This window comes from Arthrobacter monumenti (assembly GCF_054511255.1).
The window spans coordinates 229665-247769 of the sequence record NZ_JBTNCY010000008.1; the positions used below are offsets into that span (position 1 = coordinate 229665).

At 63.1% G+C, this 18105-nt stretch carries 14 protein-coding genes; 8 read left to right on the forward strand and 6 right to left on the reverse strand.

Features of this window, described 5'->3' with window-relative positions:
- The first annotated feature begins 202 nt into the window (after positions 1–202).
- The 8 genes from ACX80B_RS14090 (at position 203) to ACX80B_RS14125 (ending at position 9333) form a co-directional block, all read left to right on the forward strand.
- Positions 203–1192: an ABC transporter substrate-binding protein gene (locus ACX80B_RS14090; protein ID WP_459297202.1), complete on the forward strand. Its 990-nt coding sequence runs from the start codon at positions 203–205 to the stop codon at positions 1190–1192.
- A gap of 35 nt (positions 1193–1227) precedes the next feature.
- Positions 1228–2034, forward strand: a complete 807-nt coding sequence (locus ACX80B_RS14095) for an ABC transporter permease (protein ID WP_459297276.1) — start codon at positions 1228–1230, stop codon at positions 2032–2034.
- Complete coding sequence (locus ACX80B_RS14100; RefSeq protein WP_459297204.1) at positions 2031–2804, forward strand: ABC transporter permease; 774 nt, start codon at positions 2031–2033, stop codon at positions 2802–2804. Before ACX80B_RS14095 ends, ACX80B_RS14100 begins: the two co-directional genes overlap by 4 nt.
- Positions 2794–3681 carry an ABC transporter ATP-binding protein gene (locus ACX80B_RS14105; RefSeq protein WP_459297206.1) on the forward strand — a complete coding sequence of 296 codons (888 nt, stop codon included), beginning with the start codon at positions 2794–2796 and terminating at the stop codon, positions 3679–3681. Before ACX80B_RS14100 ends, ACX80B_RS14105 begins: the two co-directional genes overlap by 11 nt.
- On the forward strand, positions 3678–5312 hold the full coding sequence (locus ACX80B_RS14110) for a thiamine pyrophosphate-dependent enzyme (protein WP_459297208.1): 1635 nt from the start codon (positions 3678–3680) through the stop codon (positions 5310–5312). The genes ACX80B_RS14105 and ACX80B_RS14110 overlap by 4 nt, the downstream gene beginning before the upstream one ends.
- 35 nt (positions 5313–5347) lie before the next feature.
- On the forward strand, positions 5348–6808 hold the full coding sequence (locus ACX80B_RS14115) for a benzaldehyde dehydrogenase (RefSeq protein ID WP_459297210.1): 1461 nt from the start codon (positions 5348–5350) through the stop codon (positions 6806–6808).
- Between the two features lie 88 nt (positions 6809–6896).
- The gene (locus tag ACX80B_RS14120; RefSeq protein ID WP_459297212.1) at positions 6897–8510 is read left to right on the forward strand and encodes a polysaccharide pyruvyl transferase family protein; all 1614 of its coding nucleotides are present in this window, start codon (positions 6897–6899) and stop codon (positions 8508–8510) included.
- A 193-nt stretch (positions 8511–8703) separates the two neighbouring features.
- Positions 8704–9333 (forward strand): nucleotidyltransferase family protein, encoded by a 630-nt coding sequence (locus ACX80B_RS14125; protein WP_459297214.1) that lies wholly within the window; start codon positions 8704–8706, stop codon positions 9331–9333.
- Between the two features lie 9 nt (positions 9334–9342).
- On the opposite strand, the gene ACX80B_RS14130 is transcribed toward ACX80B_RS14125, so the two are convergent.
- The 6 genes from ACX80B_RS14130 to ACX80B_RS14155 form a co-directional block, all read right to left on the reverse strand.
- Positions 9343–10755 (reverse strand): nucleobase:cation symporter-2 family protein, encoded by a 1413-nt coding sequence (locus ACX80B_RS14130; RefSeq protein WP_459297278.1) that lies wholly within the window; start codon positions 10753–10755, stop codon positions 9343–9345.
- A gap of 156 nt (positions 10756–10911) precedes the next feature.
- Positions 10912–13725 carry a molybdopterin-dependent oxidoreductase gene (locus ACX80B_RS14135; RefSeq protein ID WP_459297216.1) on the reverse strand — a complete coding sequence of 938 codons (2814 nt, stop codon included), beginning with the start codon at positions 13723–13725 and terminating at the stop codon, positions 10912–10914.
- Positions 13722–14555 carry an FAD binding domain-containing protein gene (locus ACX80B_RS14140; RefSeq protein ID WP_459297218.1) on the reverse strand — a complete coding sequence of 278 codons (834 nt, stop codon included), beginning with the start codon at positions 14553–14555 and terminating at the stop codon, positions 13722–13724. Before ACX80B_RS14140 ends, ACX80B_RS14135 begins: the two co-directional genes overlap by 4 nt.
- Positions 14546–15748 (reverse strand): XdhC family protein, encoded by a 1203-nt coding sequence (locus ACX80B_RS14145; RefSeq protein WP_459297220.1) that lies wholly within the window; start codon positions 15746–15748, stop codon positions 14546–14548. The genes ACX80B_RS14140 and ACX80B_RS14145 overlap by 10 nt, the downstream gene beginning before the upstream one ends.
- 142 nt (positions 15749–15890) lie before the next feature.
- Positions 15891–17390 (reverse strand): NCS2 family permease, encoded by a 1500-nt coding sequence (locus ACX80B_RS14150; RefSeq protein WP_459297222.1) that lies wholly within the window; start codon positions 17388–17390, stop codon positions 15891–15893.
- 14 nt (positions 17391–17404) lie between these two features.
- Complete coding sequence (locus ACX80B_RS14155) at positions 17405–17884, reverse strand: nucleoside deaminase (RefSeq protein ID WP_459297224.1); 480 nt, start codon at positions 17882–17884, stop codon at positions 17405–17407.
- Positions 17885–18105: the final 221 nt, after the last annotated feature.

An 18105-nucleotide genomic window follows, 5' to 3' on the forward strand; every position in this document is an offset into this window, starting at 1 on the left:
CGCGCCGGACTCTAAAACAGATACTAGGCAACCGGCCTGTGTTCGGACGACAGCAGTGTTTCGAACGTGCAACAAAACAGCTCACTGCTTGACTCAGTGTGAGTAGCGTCATAGTTTTTATGCAGAACACCTGTTCATCATACGAACTACCCCGGTCGATCCGACGCAACCGGCGCCGACAGAGCAATCCAAAGGGATGAAGATGAATCGCAAACTATCTGTTTTTATGGCGGCGGCCTCCGTTCTGGCCATCAGCGCCTGTGGCAGCGGCTCGCCGAGCGGCGGAGGTGGCTCCGAAGAAGAGGGTGCTGGTGGCGGGGGCGGCGGAGATCTGACTCCGATCAGCGTTGGCGTGATTCCTATCGTCGACACTGCACCCATCTGGCTGGGAGAAGAAAAGGGGTTCTTCGAAGAGGAGGGACTCGACCTTGAACTGCAGACTACCTCCGGTGGCGCTGCGGCCGTTCCCGGCGTGGTCAGCGGCGACTTCGACTTCGCCTTCGGGAATATTGTTTCGATCATGGTCGCCTCGGATCAGGGGCTGGACCTGAAATTCGTCACCAATGGTGCCTCCAGCGCAAGCATGGATGACGACGGGTTCAGTGCCGTCGTCGTACCGGAGGACTCTCCGATCCAGTCGCCGGCCGACCTTGAAGGTGCCACAGTTTCCGTTAATAATCTCGCCAATATTGGTGACACCACCATCAGCTATGTGGTGGAGCAGGATGGCGGCGACCCCTCCAAGATCGACTTCGTCGAGGTCGGCTTCCCGGATGCACCCGCCGCGCTGGCCAATGGCCAGGTTGACGCGGCCTGGATCCTGGAACCGTTCCTGTCTTCGTCGCTTGAAGACGGTGCACGCGTCGTTTCCTACAACTTCCATGACACCCATCCCAACCTGGATATCGCCGGCTACTTCACCAGCGGCGACAAGATCGAGAATGATCCTGAATTGGTCGAGAAGTTCCGCGCGGCGATGACGAAGTCGCTCGAATACGCGCAGGAGAACCCGCAGGAAGTCCGCGACATCGTTGGAACGTACACCAAAATCAGCGATGAACTCCGCGCCGAGATGGTTCTTCCGACCTACCGGGCCGAATTCAACCGGGAGGCAACCGGGCTTCTGGGCGAAGCAGCCGCCAAGTACGGAACCCTGTCCGAAGAGCCAAATCTGGATGACATCCTGCCGTGACTGCTGTTGTAGCTTCCTCCGGAAATGGCGGGCCACTGACCCGCAAAGGACGGAAGGGCAGGACACGGAAGACCTCGAACCGGCCGCTTCTCGGACTGGCGGGAATCATCGGATTCCTACTGGTCTGGGAGGCGATCCCCCGGCTGGGGATCGTGAATCCAGAGTTCCTTCCACCAGCCAGCGAAGTCTTGATTGTGTTCGTTCAGAATCTCGGACTCACCGCATTCTGGGTGGCCGTGATGCAAACACTGATCAGCTGGGGGTTGGGACTGGCCATCGCTACGGTGGCGGCGCTGGTTCTCGGGCTGACCATTGGCTCCAGTAATTTCCTCCGCAAAGCAACCCACTCGACTATCGAATTCCTGCGTCCGATCCCGTCAGTTGCGCTGATTCCGCTGGCTGTGCTGTTGTTCGGCGTCGATCGGGGATCTGCGTTGCTGTTGGTGATTTACGCATCTTTCTGGCAGGTCCTCATCCAGGTTCTCTATGGAGTTGCCGACGTCGATACTGTCGCCAATGACACCGCCAAGAGCTACGGCCTCGGAAGGCTCGCCCGCGTGCGGTACGTTGTCTGGCCTACTGCGTTGCCCTACATCATGACCGGCATCCGGCTGGCTGCCGCCGTCGCACTGATCCTGGCCATCACGGCCGAACTGATCATTGGCAACCCGGGACTGGGACACCAGATTGCGCTGGCGCAGTCCGGTGCCGCCGTTGCGCCAATGTATGCGCTCGTTCTTGCCACCGGGATGATCGGTGTTGTTATCAACTTCGCCATGCGGTTGATCGAACGTAAATTCCTGGCCTGGCACAGTTCGATCCGCGGGGAGGCGATCGTATGAGGCTAGCCAAGCGCGCCGCCTACCTGCTGGCCCTGCCTGTGCTGCTCATCCTCTTCTGGTGGGTCACGACGATCGGATCAACCAGCTTCTTCATTCCGAAGCCCGGGGAGTTGTCCCTGACCTTTGTTGATGTCTGGTTCGGGGACCGCTTCTTCGAAGATGTCGTTCCCAGCCTCACCAACCTCGTCTTCGGCGTCCTGCTGGCCATCGTGCTGGGTATCGGTCTCGGAGTACTCATTGGATCCGTCCGGTGGCTGCGGGCATTGACCGAACCGACGCTGGAATTTTTCCGCGCCATTCCTCCACCGGTGCTGGTACCCGTGCTGATGCTGCTCGTTGGCATCAACGACACCATGAAGGTGGCAGTCATCGTCTCCGGCGCCATCTGGCCGGTCCTGCTCAATACGATCGAAGGTGTGCGGGCCGTGGATTCGGTACTGGACGACAGCGCAAGGACCTACGGTATTGGCGGCTTTGCCCGCATCCGCCACCTGGTGCTTCCAAGCGCGGGCCCTCAGATCATGGCTGGAATCCGGCAGTGCCTGTCCATCGCCCTGATCCTGATGGTGATTTCGGAAATGTTCGCCTCCTCGTCCGGGCTGGGATTCACCATCGTTCAGTTCCAACGCTCCTTCGCCATCCCGGAGATGTGGAGCGGCATTGTGGTGCTCGGACTGATCGGCATTATCTTGTCATTTATCTTCCAGTGGACTGAGCGCAGAATATTAGCGTGGTACCACGGACTAAGAGAGGTTGAGAATGCTGGCTAAGACAGCTCCGCACGCCGCGGCTGAAAAACGGGGAGAACCGCTGCTCTCCGTCCGGGGCGTACAGAAAATTTACCAGGTCGACGCCGGCGAAATTGAAGCAGTCAGGAACCTGACCTTCGATCTGCATCCAGGGGAATTGGCCTGCCTGGTCGGGCCCTCTGGAAGTGGAAAGACGACTCTGCTCAAGTGCATTGCCGGGTTAATGGCGCCTACCTCCGGGGAAGTAATCCTCTCCGGCCAGCCTGTTACCGGCCCGCCGAAGGACATGGCAGTCGTATTCCAGGAGTATGGACGCAGCCTGTTCCCCTGGATGAGCGTGCGGGACAACGTGGAACTTCCCCTCAAGAATGCGAAAATGCCCAAGGCGGAACGGAACAAGCTCGTCCATGAGGCCTTGGAAGCCGTGGGCCTGGACCACGTACCCGGCAGCTACCCCTGGCAGCTGTCCGGCGGGATGCAGCAGCGGGTGGCGATTGCCCGCGCGGTGGCATACCAGCCCAAGGTGCTCCTGATGGATGAGCCTTTTGCCGCCGTCGACGCCCAGACCCGGGCCGACCTTGAAGACCTGATCCGCCATGTCTGGAAGACGCTGGGTGTCACGATTCTCTTTGTCACGCACGACATCGACGAGTCCGTCTATCTCGGCGAGCGGGTGATCATCCTGTCGAGCTCGCCTACCGTGATCCAGGAAGATATTCCGATCGATCTGCCATCCGAAAGGGATCAGCTCACCACGCGCTCCGCGCCGCGTTTCACCGAACTTCGCGGCCATGTGTATGAACAGATCCAGATTGCCAAACGCGGTTCCGGGGCAGACACAAAACCCGAACCGGACACCGAGCGGGCCCGGAACACCGCGGCCAAGGAGGCACATTGAGCACGAAGACGGTCCGGGAGGCGACCCTCGAGATAATGCGTCAGCGCGGGTTGACCACGATCTTCTCCAATCCGGGTTCAACGGAAGTGCCTTTCCTTGCCCAGTTGCCGGACGATTTCCACTTCGTGCTGGCGCTGCATGAGGGATCGGTGCTGGGCATAGCCACCGGCTACGCCATCGCCCACGGCCGGCCGGCCTTCGCGCTCGTCCACACGACGGCGGGACTCGGTAACGCCGTCGCCGGCATCGCCACAGCCCGCGTCAACCGCGCTCCGCTGGTGGTGGTTGTGGGACAGCAGGACCGCAGACATCTCGCCCTCGAACCATTCCTGACCGGAAAGCTCGAAGGCCTCGCGGGAGAATATCCGCTGGAGGTCATTACTCCGGTCCGCGCCGCGGACGTCCCCTCCGCCGTAGCGCGTGCATCAATGGTCGCCGAACAAGGTGCTGGTCCGGTGCTCGTCATCGTGCCGATGAGTGATTGGACTGAACCCGCTGATCCGGACGCCACCGCTGCCGCATCCCGCGTCAGTCTTTCGGCGCCATCCGTACCGGACGACATACAGCTCGTCGCAGAGGCGTTGAACACCGCCAAACAACCCGCCATCATGGCCGGTTCCGGCAATGACACCGACGCCGGCTGGACGGCTTTGACGGCGCTGGCGGAAAAGCTGCAGGCCCCCGTATGGATAGAGCCGTTCGGCTCGCGCGCCGGGTTCGACCAGACTCATCCCCTCTATCAGGGTCAGCTTCCTGCCGACCGGCCCAGGCTGCGGCAGGCTCTGGATTCGACAGACGTCCTGTTGGTCGTGGGCACGGCCGCCATCCGTCAATATCCCTTTACCACCGGACCCCTTGTTCCTGAAGGGACGCGTGTCTTCGTGTTGACCGATGACGCGGTCCAGGCGAACCGCTCCCCCGCGGAACTCGCCGTCGTCGGGGATCCAGCGGCACTGTGCAACGCCGTGACCACACTCCTGGATGAGCGGCAAGCCGGTCCGGATGCTGCCACCGGCGGCCGTTCTCCCGCCGGAGCCGCCGCTGAACAGTACCGATTGCCTCCGCCGGGGGACGGTGAGCCGCTCCGCGCCAGCCACGTCTTCGAACTGCTCGCCGCCCGGCTGGAGGAGGACACCATCCTGGTCGAGGAGTCGCCGTCGTCCCGGCCGGCGCTGCAGGCGCTTGTTCCAGCCCGCCGGCCGCTGGGGTTCCTGTCCGCCGCCATGGGTGGCCTGGGATTCGCGATGCCGGCGTCGATCGGGCTCAAGATGGCGCTGCCGGAGCGCCCGGTGGTCGCGGTCGTCGGAGATGGGTCCTCGATGTACTCCATCCAGTCCCTGTGGACGGCCGCGCAATCCGGTGTTGGAGTGGTCTTCCTGGTACTCGCCAATGGAGGCTACGCGGTGATGGACCGGTTGGCGGAGCAGCGCGACAGCAAGCCGGCCTGGCCGTCGTTTCCGGAAATTTCGGTGTCCACGATCGCCACCGGTTTCGGCGTCTCCGCCCGTCGGGTTGAGGACTATCCGGGTCTTGTCGAGGCGCTGGATGATGCGCTGGCAGATGCGGCAAGCCGGACGGAGCCGGTGCTGCTGGAAATCGCCGTCGCTCCGGACACCACCTTCGCACCATAAGCTTTGGATATTGCAACACATAAGAGGAGAGAGCAATGACGTTCTTTGAATCATCCCAGTGGGATGGACTCGTTTACAGCGGCGGCTGGACCAAGAGCGACGGCGGTTCGCAGCCGGTGATGGAACCGGCCACAGGCGAGACGATTGGATCCTTCGGAGTAGCCTCCGCCTCCGATGTGGCGAAGGCCGCCGGGCAGGCCAAGGACGCCCAGCTGAAATGGCAGGCAACCTCCTTCGAGGAGAAGGCAGCCATCTTCCGCAAGGCGGGCAGCCTGATCGAGGAGCACGCCGACGTCGCCATGCATTGGTTGATCCGCGAGGCCGGCTCCGGGCAGGGCAAGGCCGGTTTCGAAGCCCACCTGGTTGCCAACGAGTTCTACTCGGCGGCGGCCATGGTCGAGGTGCCGTACGGCCAACTGCTGCGGACCGGCAAGCCGCGGCTGTCCTTCGCGAGGCGGCTCCCGGCCGGAACCGTAGGCGTCATTTCCCCGTTCAATTTCCCGCAGATTCTCTCCAGCCGGTCGGTTGCTCCGGCGCTGGCCGCCGGTAACGCCGTCATCCTCAAACCGGATCCACGCACCGCCGTATCCGGCGGACTCTTCCTGGCTGCAATCCTGGAGGAAGCCGGCCTGCCGGAGGGGCTGTTCCATGTGCTTCCCGGCGGCGCAGAGGCGGGGCAGGCGCTGATTGAGGAGCCATCGGTCCGGATCATTTCCTTCACCGGCTCAACCGGTGCCGGCCGTGCCGTCGGTGAGGCGGCCGCGCGGCATCTCAAGCGGGCGCACCTGGAGTTGGGCGGCAACAGCGCCTTAATCGTGCTCGACGACGTCGATCTTGACGCCGCCGTCTCTGCCGGTGCCTGGGGATCATTCCTGCACCAGGGGCAGATCTGCATGACCACCGGCCGGCACATTGTGCACGAGTCGATATACTCCGAATACGTTGACCGGCTTGCCGAAAAGGCCGAAAAGCTTCCCGTCGGCAATCCTGCCACCAGCGATGTTCCGTTGGGTCCCGTGATTAATGCTGCGCAGCGGGACAAGATCCACGGTTTGGTGAGGGGTTCCGTCGACGCCGGGGCCCGGCTGGCCGCCGGCGGCACCTATGAGGAACTCTTCTACCGTCCGACCGTGCTGGCCGATTGCGAACTCAACCATCCCGGCTTCGCGGAGGAGATCTTCGGTCCGGTCGCCCCGGTGATGAAATTCTCATCGGTTGAGGAAGCGGTCCACATCGCGACTGCGAGTGACTACGGATTGTCCCTGGGCATCCTGACCACCGACGCGATGAAGGGCCTGGCGGTCGCCGACCGGATCCCGAGCGGCATCGTGCACATCAACGACCAGACCGTCGACGACGAATCCGTGGCACCCTTCGGCGGTGTCGGCTTCTCCGGAACCGGCGCCCGGTTCGGCGGCGCCGAAGCCAACCTCGAAGCGTTCACGGAAACGCAGTGGGTCACCATGCAGGGGGAGATCGCCCGGTATCCGTTCTAGTCCTTGACCCAAGTCCCGGGAACGCCCGGCCTCCTCCGATCGTGATCGTATAAGCTACGAGCCGTTCTAATTTTTTTGGAGGTAGATAGTGACCCGTGTGTTGCTGCGTTCGAGCAAGGATCCTTGGACTCCCGTTTCGCCGGAAGTTGCCCTCACCCAGGATACTCACCGGGCCAATGTTGGTAATCTTCTGTTTGGCCAGTCCGTCCATCGGACGCTGAGCGTTCCCGGCACGGAAATTGTGTCGAATAATTACCTCAGCAGCCGGCCGGGTGTCGATGATCACTACGTCCAGCAGATCAACGACGGTTTCGACCGATTCGTCATCCCGTTGGCCAATGCCTTCCGTCCAAGCTTCCAAACAAGCCTGCGCCGTTTAACCCGCGTCATCAGCAAGCTGGACATGCCGGTCACTATCGTCGGCGTCGGAAGCCAGCACCGGCTTGAGGTCAGCGAGGCCGGGGAGGACCCCATCGCCGATGACGTCAAAGAATTCATGGCCGCCGTCCTCGATCGTTCGGCAAGCATTGGAGTACGTGGGGAACGGACCGCTGCCTATTTGAAGGACCTGGGCTTCGGGGCGGAACACGTTGATGTCATCGGATGCCCGTCGGTATTCACGAAGGGCCCTTCTCCAGCGGTTACCAGGAAAGTACCTGAGCTGAATGCGGAGAGCCGGATTGCACTGACCCTGACACCTAAGGTCAGGGAGATGGCGCCCATCGTCGCCCGTCACGCCGATAAGTACCGGAACCTCATCTACATTCCGCAGACGAATAAGGACCTCACAACAATGGTCTGGGGGGAACATTCCCGCGGTATAACAGACCTCCGGATGCCCGTACATGCCGGGCACCGGCTCTACACCGAAGACCGGATGCGGTTCCCTCTGGATCCCCGTACCTGGATCGAGTATCTGGAAGACTTCGAGTTCACCTTCGGAACCCGCATGCACGGAAGTGTCTCTTCCATCCTCGCCGGGGTTCCCGCGATGCTTATTGCCCACGACTCCCGCACCCTCGAATTAGCTGACTACTTCGACATCCCGCACCGTCGGATCGATGACGTTGATCCCGAACTTGATGCAGCAGAGCTGTACAACACGGTTGATTATTCGAAGTTCCACGCCGGGCTGCCCGAAAAATTCGCCAGATTCACGGCATTCCTGGAAAAGAACGACCTGCCGCATATTTACCAGGCAGGAAACGAAAACACCGCCTTCGACGACAAGTTGGCGGAAGCGGAACTCCCACCAATGGTCCATACCTTGATGGCTCCGGGCGAGGAGGGCCGGCGGGAAGTCCTCTCCCGTCTCCGCTGGCTGCGGCAAGGGAACAAAGTTGACGAGACCCGAACGAGGTACCAGCTCAAGGCCGTCCTTCCGCTCACTTCAAAGCCGGTGCTGACGCTGGCGGACGTGGACAAGCATGTTCAAGGTCTTGACCGGAAGACCGCAGACTCTTCCAAGCTATTGAAGGACCTGAAGGTCCAACTGAAGCAATCCCGAAAGCAACTTACGTCGCAAACAAAAGTCCTTGACCGGCAGGCGAGGCGCCTTGATCGTCAGGCGGAACGCCTCGATCGCCAAGCCAAGATCATTAAGGAACTAACCCGCCCCAAACCAACGGTGATTCAGCGTGGCCGCAAGTTTGCGAGGCGGGCCGAAAAGTCGCTCAAGCGCAGGTTGCGTTCCCTGCGGTAAACCTCAGGCGCTGATGATGCGGTTCCGTCAAGCCCGGTAGCCAAAAACCCCGCCGAGCAACGCGATGACCAGGAACATGATGCCGGCAGCGCAGAATCGGCGCCAGCCAGGCGAAGACGCTCAACGACATCATCGCTGCAGGACCATGAAAATCGTCACCTGCCATGCCCTGCATCATGTTAGCGTTCTGGTCATGATTGTGACGGCGGTTTTACTGGCCGCGGGCAACGGCAGCCGGTTGGGGCGCGGCCCGAAAGCCCTCCTCCCGTACCACGGTAGACCTCTCCTTGAGCACATAGCACGCGCACTTTTCGACGGCGGGTGCGACGATGTCGTCGTCATCCTGGGTGCCGAAGCAGCACGAGTTCGCGCCGAGTGCCGGCTCGACGGCTGCACCGTTGTGGAAAACCCGGATTGGGCCTCCGGAATGGCCTCTTCCTTCAAGGCCGGCGTTGCGGCAATTGGGCGTGCCGGCGTCGCTGAGGGTCCGGACGCGGTTCTGATCGCCTTGGTCGACCAGCCACACATCAGTGCCGGACTGGTCCAGCACCTCCTTCAGGTTCATCGCCGGGAAAGGATAACCGCTGCGCGATATGCCGATGCGCGGCGGCCCTCGCACCCGATGATCTTCGACCCCGTCCACGCCCGGCAGGCAGCGGAACTGGCGCAGGCCGATGCGGGAGCCCGCACCTTCCTGCGCCGGAATCCCGACTTGGTTGACCTTGTGGACTGCACCGGTTTGGGCGATGACGCCGACATCGACACAGCTGACGATCTGCACCTTCTCGAGGGGGAATCGTCCGGCCGGGGCAATCAGCCCTGACCGCCGTCGTTAATCCTTCGCCACAGGGACTTCGTTTCCATCGCAGTCCAGGAGCTTTCCGTCCCTGAAAATGTCGCCATCCTTGAGTGCCTTCAGCTGGTCTTCGCGGACAGCACGCGGCGGGCTGGCGACAAAGACCGAGGAGTCTTTCGAGTTGCCCGCCTTGAAGTGGTTGAACAGCAGGTTCAGCAGGACCGCCATCACCGCGGCGGAGCTGATGCCGGAGTGGAAAATCGTGGCGAACCAGTCCGGGAAGTTGTCGTAGAACGTCGGAGCGACGATCGGGATCATGCCGAAGGCCAGCGACGTAGCCACGATGACCAGATTCATATTGTCTTTGTACTCGACCTTGGCCAGTGTGCGGATGCCGCTGGCTGCCACAGTTCCGAACAAGACCACACCCGCACCGCCGAGCACCGGCGTCGGAATTTCCGCGACAACCCGGCCGAGGACCGGCAGCAACCCCAACACCAGCATGATCAGGCCGCCTGCGGCGACCACGAAGCGGCTCTTGATACCGGTAATGGCAACCAGCCCGACATTCTGCGCGAAAGCGGTCTGGGTAAAAGAGTTGAAGACCGGGGCAATGGCGCTGGAGAGCATGTCCGCGCGCAGGCCGTCGGCGATGCGCCGTGAGTCGACCTTGGTTTCGGCGATCTCCCCCACCGCGAGGATGTCCGCCGTCGTTTCCGTCATCGTTACCAGCACGACAATGGTCATGGAGATAATGCCGGCGAGCTCGAAGACCGGCCAACCGAACGCGAAGGGCTGCGGGAACGCAAAAGCCGGGCCTTCCGAAACCTTGGAGAAGTCCGCCATGCCGAGCACGGCCGCGAGCAAGGTGCCTGCGACAATGGCGATCAGGATGGACAGTCGGGAAATGGCCGCGCTGCCGACCTTGCTCAACAGCAGCACGATGGCCAGCGTCAGGGCGGCAAGACCGATATTGGCGAGGCTGCCGTAGTTTTCGTCAGTGGAGTTTCCGCCCATCGCCCAGTTGGCTGCGACCGGCATCAAGGTCAAACCAATAGTGGTAATAATGACGCCGGTAACCACCGGCGGAAAGAAGCGGATCACCTTCGCAAAGAACGGAGCGATGACAAGTCCGATGACGGCGGCGACCAGCACCGCGCCGAACACGGACTGGATGCCTCCTCCGGTTTCCAGAATCGCGACCATGGTGGCCACTCCGGCGAAGGACACGCCCTGCACCAGCGGCAGCTGCGAGCCGAAGAACGGCACGCCCCAGCTCTGGAGGATGGTCGCCGCTCCCCCGACAAAGAGGCAGGACGCGATCAGGATGCCGATTTCCGATGCCTCCAGTCCGGCGGCTGATCCCACGATCAGCGGCACCGCGATGATGCCGCCGTACATGGTCAGCACGTGCTGGAGTCCGTAGGCAAACGTTTTGCCCACGGGCATCCGCTCGTCTTCGGGACGGCCGCCGTTTTTGGCTGGCTTGGACTTGCCTGGCTTGGACTTGGTTGGTTTGGTCTTGTGAAGTTTCATAGTTGACCTCCATGTCAACTAATGGCCCCTGCACTGCCGGGGGCCGCTATGGATCACTACAGAGTCGAATCAGTTCTTTCGGCTTTGATAAGCGCGTACCCCCAGGTAGATCTTGTCCCGCGCCAGCGGCAGTTCGGTGAACCGCACACCGGTCGCGTTCTTGATGGCATTAGCCATGGCAGGGGCCACGGGGTTGAACGGGCTTTCGCTCATCGACTTGGCACCGAGCGGGCCCAGCTTGTCGTTCGTCTTCGCGAAATAGACCTCGCTGCGGGGCACATCCGCGAAGGTGGGCAGATGGTACTGGCGCAGAATGTTCGTCTGCACCACCCCCGCATCGTCAATCACCACCTCTTCGTACAGCGCGGCTCCCAAAGCCTGCGCAATACCGCCCTCGATCTGCCCGCGGCACTGCAGCGGATTCATCACGACGCCGGCATCGGCCGCCTGCACACTCTGCAGGATTTGCAGCTCGCCGGTCTGTTCGTTCACAGCCACGCGGAATCCCTGGACGTTGAACGCGACCGAGCGCGGCGTGCCGCCCCAGTAGCCCCGGCCCAGCAGTTCGGTTCCGCTCTGTTTGGCGTGCTCATACAGCTCCGCAAGGCTGATCCGGGTGCCAGCACAGTCGACGCCGTCTCCGTCAAGCACGCATTCCGCACCTTCGGTTCCGGTCACGACGGCGGCAAACTTGGTCAGTTGCGTGGCCAACTCCTCCGCGGCCTGCAGCGACGCCTTGCCGGCAACGGTGACTCCGGTGGAGCCGAAAGCGCCGGTGTCATGTTCCACCAGGTCGGTGTCGGACTGCCTGACGGTGATCAGTGACGCACTGGTGTTGAGCGCCGTAGCAGCCAACTGGGCGTGCACCGTCGTCGTGCCATTGCCGAACTCAGCGGTGCCGACCAGCAGTTCATACCGTCCGTCTTCGCCCATCCGCGCCCGGGCGTGCGAAATATGGCCGCGCGGGGGCACGGTATCGATCATGGACAGCGCGGTGCCCTCGCCGACCAGCCATTCCGGACCGAGCACGAAACCGAACTCGGCCTCACGTTTCCGCCCGCGGGCGAGGGCGTCATCGACCAGGTCAATGCACTGATCCAGCCCGTAGCTGCCGAAATGGACATCCTCTTCCGGTTCCGGTCCGGTCGAGATCATCCGGTCGCCGTCGGCAATAATGTTCCGGCGGCGCAGCTCCATCGGCTCGATTCCCAGTCGCGAGGCGAGTTCGTCCATGGTGGATTCGATCGCGAACACCATCTGGCTCAGCCCGTAGCCGCGGAAGGCGCCGGCCGGAACGGTGTTGGTGAACACGGCGCGCGCGTCGACCTTCTTGTTGGGGCAGTTGTAGACGGCGATTGACTCGCCGCAGCCGTGGAACATCACGCCGATGCCGTGGTTGCCGTACGCGCCGGTGTTGGAGAGCACATCCAGCTCCAGGGCGGTGAGTTTTCCGTCGGCGCCGGCCCCGGCCTTGACCTTGATGCGGAAGGGATGGCGCGTGGTGGCCGAGGTGAACTGCTCCTCGCGGGTGAATTCCAGCTGAACCGGCACCTTCAAGGCCAGCGCGGCCATCGTGACGACGTCTTCGGTGAGGATTTCCTGCTTGCCGCCGAAGCCGCCGCCGACCCGTTCGCACAATACCCGGATCCGGTCCGGTTCGAGTCCGAAGATCCGGCACAGCGCCCGGCGGGCGAGGAATGGCACTTGGGTGCTGGAGCGCACCACGAGCCGGCCGTCGTCGTCGAACGAGGCGATGGAGGCGTGTGTTTCCAGCGATGCGTGCTGGACGCGCTGGGTGTGGAAGGTGTTTTCGTAGATCGCGGCGGCCTGCGCGAAGCCCTCCTCGACGTCGCCGACGGCGCTGTGCAGTTCGGCGAGTACGTTGTCCTGCGGCCGGGCGATGCGGGACACGTCGGCGTCCTTTTCGCCATGGATCCGCGGCGACTGCGGCAGCTCCGCCTCTTCCGGATCGATCACCGAGGCCAGGATTTCGTAGTCGACCCTGACCCTGCGGACGCCCTCCTCGGCGGCGCGGACGGAATCGGCGACGACGGCGGCCACCCGCTGTCCGACGTGCCGGACGACGTCGTCGAGCACCCTGGTGTCGTCCGGATCGTCGGCATAGTGGTCATGCTGGGCGCTGGAAAAACGTTGTTCGGGCGCGTCCTCGTGGGTGAAAACGGCCCTCACGCCTGGCACCGCGAGCGCGTCGGTGGTGTCGATGTTGCGGACCCGGGCATGGGCGTGCGGCGAGCGGACCAGCTTCATGTGCAGCAGCCCGGGCAGGGACTTGGGGTCGACGTCGAGGGTGTAGCGGACCTTGCCGGTGACCACGCCGAGCCCGGCCGGCGCACCGACGTTGTCGCCTGCCCGCTGGTGTCCGATGCCTTCAGCGTCGACATTCTGCACACCGCAGACCGCGTCCTCAATGGCCCGGTAACCGGTGCAGCGGCACAGGTTGCCCTTCAGGTTCCGGGGCAGATTCTCCAGCTGCTCGTCGTCGAACGTGCTGGCCGTCATCAGGAAACCGGCGGTGCAGAAACCGCATTGAAAACCCTGCGCCGCCAGGAACTGCTGCTGCATCGGGTGCAGTTCCCCGTCGCCGGCGAGTCCTTCGACCGTGGTGACCGCTTTGCCCTCAGCCCGGTGCGCGGGATAGAGGCAGCTGTGCACCGGTTTGCCGTCAACGTGGACGGTGCAGGCTCCGCAGTCGCCGCCGTCGCAGCCCTTCTTCACACCGAAATTGCCCTGTTCGCGGAGGTAGGTGCGCAGGCACTGTCCCGGCTGGGGTTCGACGGCGGCATGGTTTCCGTTGATCTCGATGCCGCTGAAGCCGGTCTCTGCTGCGCCGGTCCGGCGGCCAGTGGTTGCTTGGTTCGTCATGATGTTGGTCCTTCGCCCAGTTCGGCACGGATTTGTTCGGCCAGCAGGTAGGTCATATCCCGGCGCCATGCGGGCAGCCCGTGGATATCGTCGTGATACAGGCCGGTTGGCACCGCTTCGTCGATGGCGGCTGCAAGGTCGGCGGCACTGGCGCCTGGCAGCAGATCCAGCTGCACCGGACGCTTGGTGGAGGCCGTGATGGTCAGCCGGATGCCGCCGTCGTTCTGTTTCCGGCCGATCAGCAGCACTCCGGACCGGCCGAGGTTGGACAGCGACAGTCGGCGGAAGGCCACCGGTTCGGAGAGCGCAGCGGCCGGCAGGTGGATGCTGCGGATCAGCTCCCCCGGTTCCAGCGCGTTCTGCGCGTCTCCCGTGACCAGTCCGGCCACCGGCAGTTCGCGGCTTCCGCCACCGGGGACCAGTATGGTGGCGACGCCGTCGAGGGCCGCGGTCAGCGACGTCATCGGTCCGGCCGGAAGCGAGGTGGCAATATTGCCGCCCACGGTGGACATGTTCCAAATCTTGAAGGAGGCGACGAAGGAATCGCAGCATTGCCGGAACAGCGACAGGGCCGGCCAGCGGTCCACGGGCGCCTGCCCGCTGCGGGGGAAGGCATAGAGCTCCGCGATCGTGCAGGTTGCGGCGATTTCCAGGCCCTCGTCAGTGACGGTCAGCGCCGGCCAGTCGGCATAGGAGATATCGAGCAGCCGCTTCAACGTGGACGTGCCATAGGAGTAAAGCACCGTGCCACCGGCGAGCCAGGCATCGCCCGGCTGCCACTGATCGGGATCGTGTGACTTCTCTGTCGCCACGACGGTACTCATATCCATGACGAAACTCCTGACTGTGAAATGGGCGGGTGGACCGCCTCCGGATGGATCGGCCCGGTGCTGCGGCTCAACGGCTGCGCCGTCCGGTGTTGATTTCTTCCGGCGATGATTTCGGCCATGATGGACACCGCCACTTCCTCGGGGGTGACCGCCCCGAGGTCCAGCCCGATCGGTGAATGCAGCCGGTCCAACTGCTCCTGGTCCACGCCGAGCGCCTGCAGGGATTCGACCCGCTGGGCATGGCTGCGGCGCGAACCCATCGCCCCGACGTACTGCACCGGCAGCGTCAGCGCCAGTTCCAGCAGCGGAATATCGAACTTTACGTCGTGGGTCAGCACGCAGATCACGGTGCGGGCGTCCAGCCTGTCCTGGCCGGCTTCGGCTTCCAGATACCGGTGCGGCTGTGCCACCACGACCTCGTCTGCCCCGGGGTAGCGGCCGGCGGAAGTGAACGCCTTCCGTGCGTCGCAGAGCGTGACGTGATAGCCAAGCAGTTTTCCGGTCCGGACCAGCGCGGCGCTGAAATCGTTGGCGCCGAAGATCAGCAGCCTCGGCGGTGGCAGCCGGGTTTCCACCAGCAGGCTGATGTAGTCGTCGCCGCAGACATCACGGTTCGGCGAAAGCCGGAGCACGCCGGTCTGCCCGGTCGAGAGCATCGCCTGGATCTGCGCCGCGGCCCCGTGCGCGGCGGTGCTGTCACCGATCAGCGCTTCGAGCTGCCCCGCGTCGGCTGTGGAGGGAAAGTCCTGCGGATCAAGTACGACGACGCCGGTCAGCCTGCCGCCGTCGAGCCGCCTGATAATCGCGGCGGGAGTGTTCTGTGCGGTATCCGCCAGCCGGGACAGGCCGGCGACGTCGAGCTGTTGCTCCGGATGCCCCTGCGGATACACCGGCTGGATCAGGATGTCGAGCACTCCCCCGCAGGTCAGGCCGACCGCGAAGGCATCCGAGTCGCTGTACCCGAACTGCTCGCGCCGGACCGTGGCGGAGTCCATCGCCTCCCGGCACGCGTTGTAAACGGCGCCTTCCACGCAGCCGCCGGAGAGCGATCCCACCACCTCGCCGTCAGCGTTGACGGCCATGGCGGTTCCGACCCCTCTGGGTACGGAGCCGGTCGCGGACACTATGGTCGCGACAGCGAACGGTTGCCCCGCTCCGAGCCAGTCGGAGCAGGAGTTCAGGATGTCGAGCATTCTGCTGCCCTTTCCTTGAGGGTGCGCCTTTGGCGGGCACCTTATAGATGGAATTATGCGCGGCGCCGGAAGGCCCTGTCACGGGTCTTCCGGCGCCGTTCCTGTTCGACATGGAAACTGTGGAGGTCAGAACAGGAGTTTGTTACGTCCCGAGCGCGGCCGAAACCGGGCCGCGGGCGAAGTACAGGACGAAGCCGGCCGCCGTGAGCCACATCAGCCAGTGGATCTTGTGGGCCTTGCCGGACGCTGCCCGGATCAACACCCAGCTGATGAAGCCGATGCCGATTCCGTTGGCAATCGAGTAGGTCAGCGGCATCGTGATGATGGTCAGGAACGCCGGCAGCGCGATGGAGAAGTTCTTGAAGTTGATCTCCTTGATCTGCGCCACCATCATCGCCCCGACGACCACCAGTGCCGCCGCGGCCGCCTCGAGCGGGACGACCGCCGTCAGCGGGGTGAGGAACATCGCCGCCAGGAACAGCGTGCCGGTGACGACGCTGGCCAGTCCGGTGCGGGCGCCTTCGGCAATACCGGAGGCGGAATCGATGAAGACGGTGTTGGACGACGCCGAGGTGGCACCACCGGCAACAGCACCGGCTCCCTCGACGATCAGGGCCGCTTTCAGCCCCGGGAAGTTGCCCTTCTTGTCCGCCAGCCCGGCGCTCTTGGCCAGCCCCGTCATCGTTCCCATAGCGTCGAAGAAGTTCGTGAACACGAGGGTGAAGACGAGCATGGTGGCGGCCAAGGCGCCGATCCGCTCAAAGGCACCGAAGCTGAACTCGCCAACCAGGCTGAGATCCGGAACTGCGAAGATGGACGACGGCAAGGCGGGCACGTTCAGGTGCCAGCCGCCGGGATTTTCGAATGCCGGCCCCAGTTTCAGGATGCTTTCGACGACGACGGCGATCACTGTCGTGGCGACCATGCCGATCAGCAGTCCGCCGGTGACTTTGCGGGCCACGAGGATGCCCATCAGGATCACGCCGAGCAGGAAGACCAGCGTCGGCACTGCGGTGATGGAACCGCCGTCGCCAAGCTGTACTGGCGGTCCGCCCTCGGTGCCCTGGACGAAACCGGAATCCACGAACCCGATGAACGCAATGAACAGACCGATGCCGACGGTGATGGCCGCCTTCAAGGCCGGCGGCACCGCGTTGAAGATCGCCTCGCGGGCTCCGGTCACGGCCAGCAGAACGATCAGCAGTCCGTTGATCACCACCAGGCCCATGGCTTCCGGCCAGGTGACGTCGCCGACAACGGAGACGGCCAGGAAGGAGTTAATGCCGAGCCCGGCGGCAATGCCGAACGGCAGGTTGGCGGCGATACCGAAAATGATGGTCATGACGCCGGCGGTCAGGGCCGTGACGGCGCCAACCTGCGCCGCTTCGAGCCAGCCGCCCTCGACGTCGAGCGTTGCCGAATCCGGGCCGAAGCCGCCCAGGATCAGCGGGTTCAGGATGACGATGTAGGCCATCGTGATGAAGGTGACGAGTCCGCCGCGGATTTCCCGGCTGTAGCTGGAGCCACGCTCGGTAATCTTGAAGTAGCGGTCCAGCAGGTCCTTTTTGCCCGACTTGCGGGTGGTTGGTGCTGATTGTGGATCTTCTCCGGGCCTTGAGCCCGATCCGGTCAGAAGTACCATTTCTGCTCTCCCCCTTAGTAGTCGACGCGGTCGAGAGTCGCGGCCCACTGGTCAAACGGGGCGGTCCGCGATTCCATGGGTACCTGCCGCACCGGAAGCGACCGGTCTTCAGGAGGAGTGTTGAAGTAGTCGTAGAAGACAGCGTCGTCGAAACCGCCGTCGGCAGCATCGTGGCGGTCGGCAGCGAAGTAAACCCCGGCCACGCGTGCCCACAGTGAGGTCGCCAGGCACATTGGGCACGGCTCGCAGCTGGTGTACAGCTTGGCGCCGGTCAGGTCGAAGGTTTCCAGCGCAGCGCAGGCGTTGCGGATCGCCATCACTTCGGCGTGGGCGGAGGGGTCATTGTCCGCGGTGACGCGGTTGACGCCGTGGAATACCTGACCGTCCGCGGTAACGACGACGGCGCCGAATGGACCACCGGAATTTTGGACGTTGGCTACGGCGAGCGCGATCGCCTCGGAGAGATAATTGGTGTCGGCAGAATCTTTTTCCATGGTGAAACTCCAGGATCAGGCAGCTGCCGTGACACGTCATGTGCGCCATGATGTCTCTCAAGAACTCGTACCAGAGCGGCTGCGATTTAGATATTGCAGTTCAGCCTGGTAGATAGCTTCTCTGTCCTGAGTGCCCGCCTTTGGCTTGACACTGAGATTACTGGCACAGTGAGTGATGCGCAACACATTTGTGGAAAAAGTTTTTCGACTAGTGAAAGAAG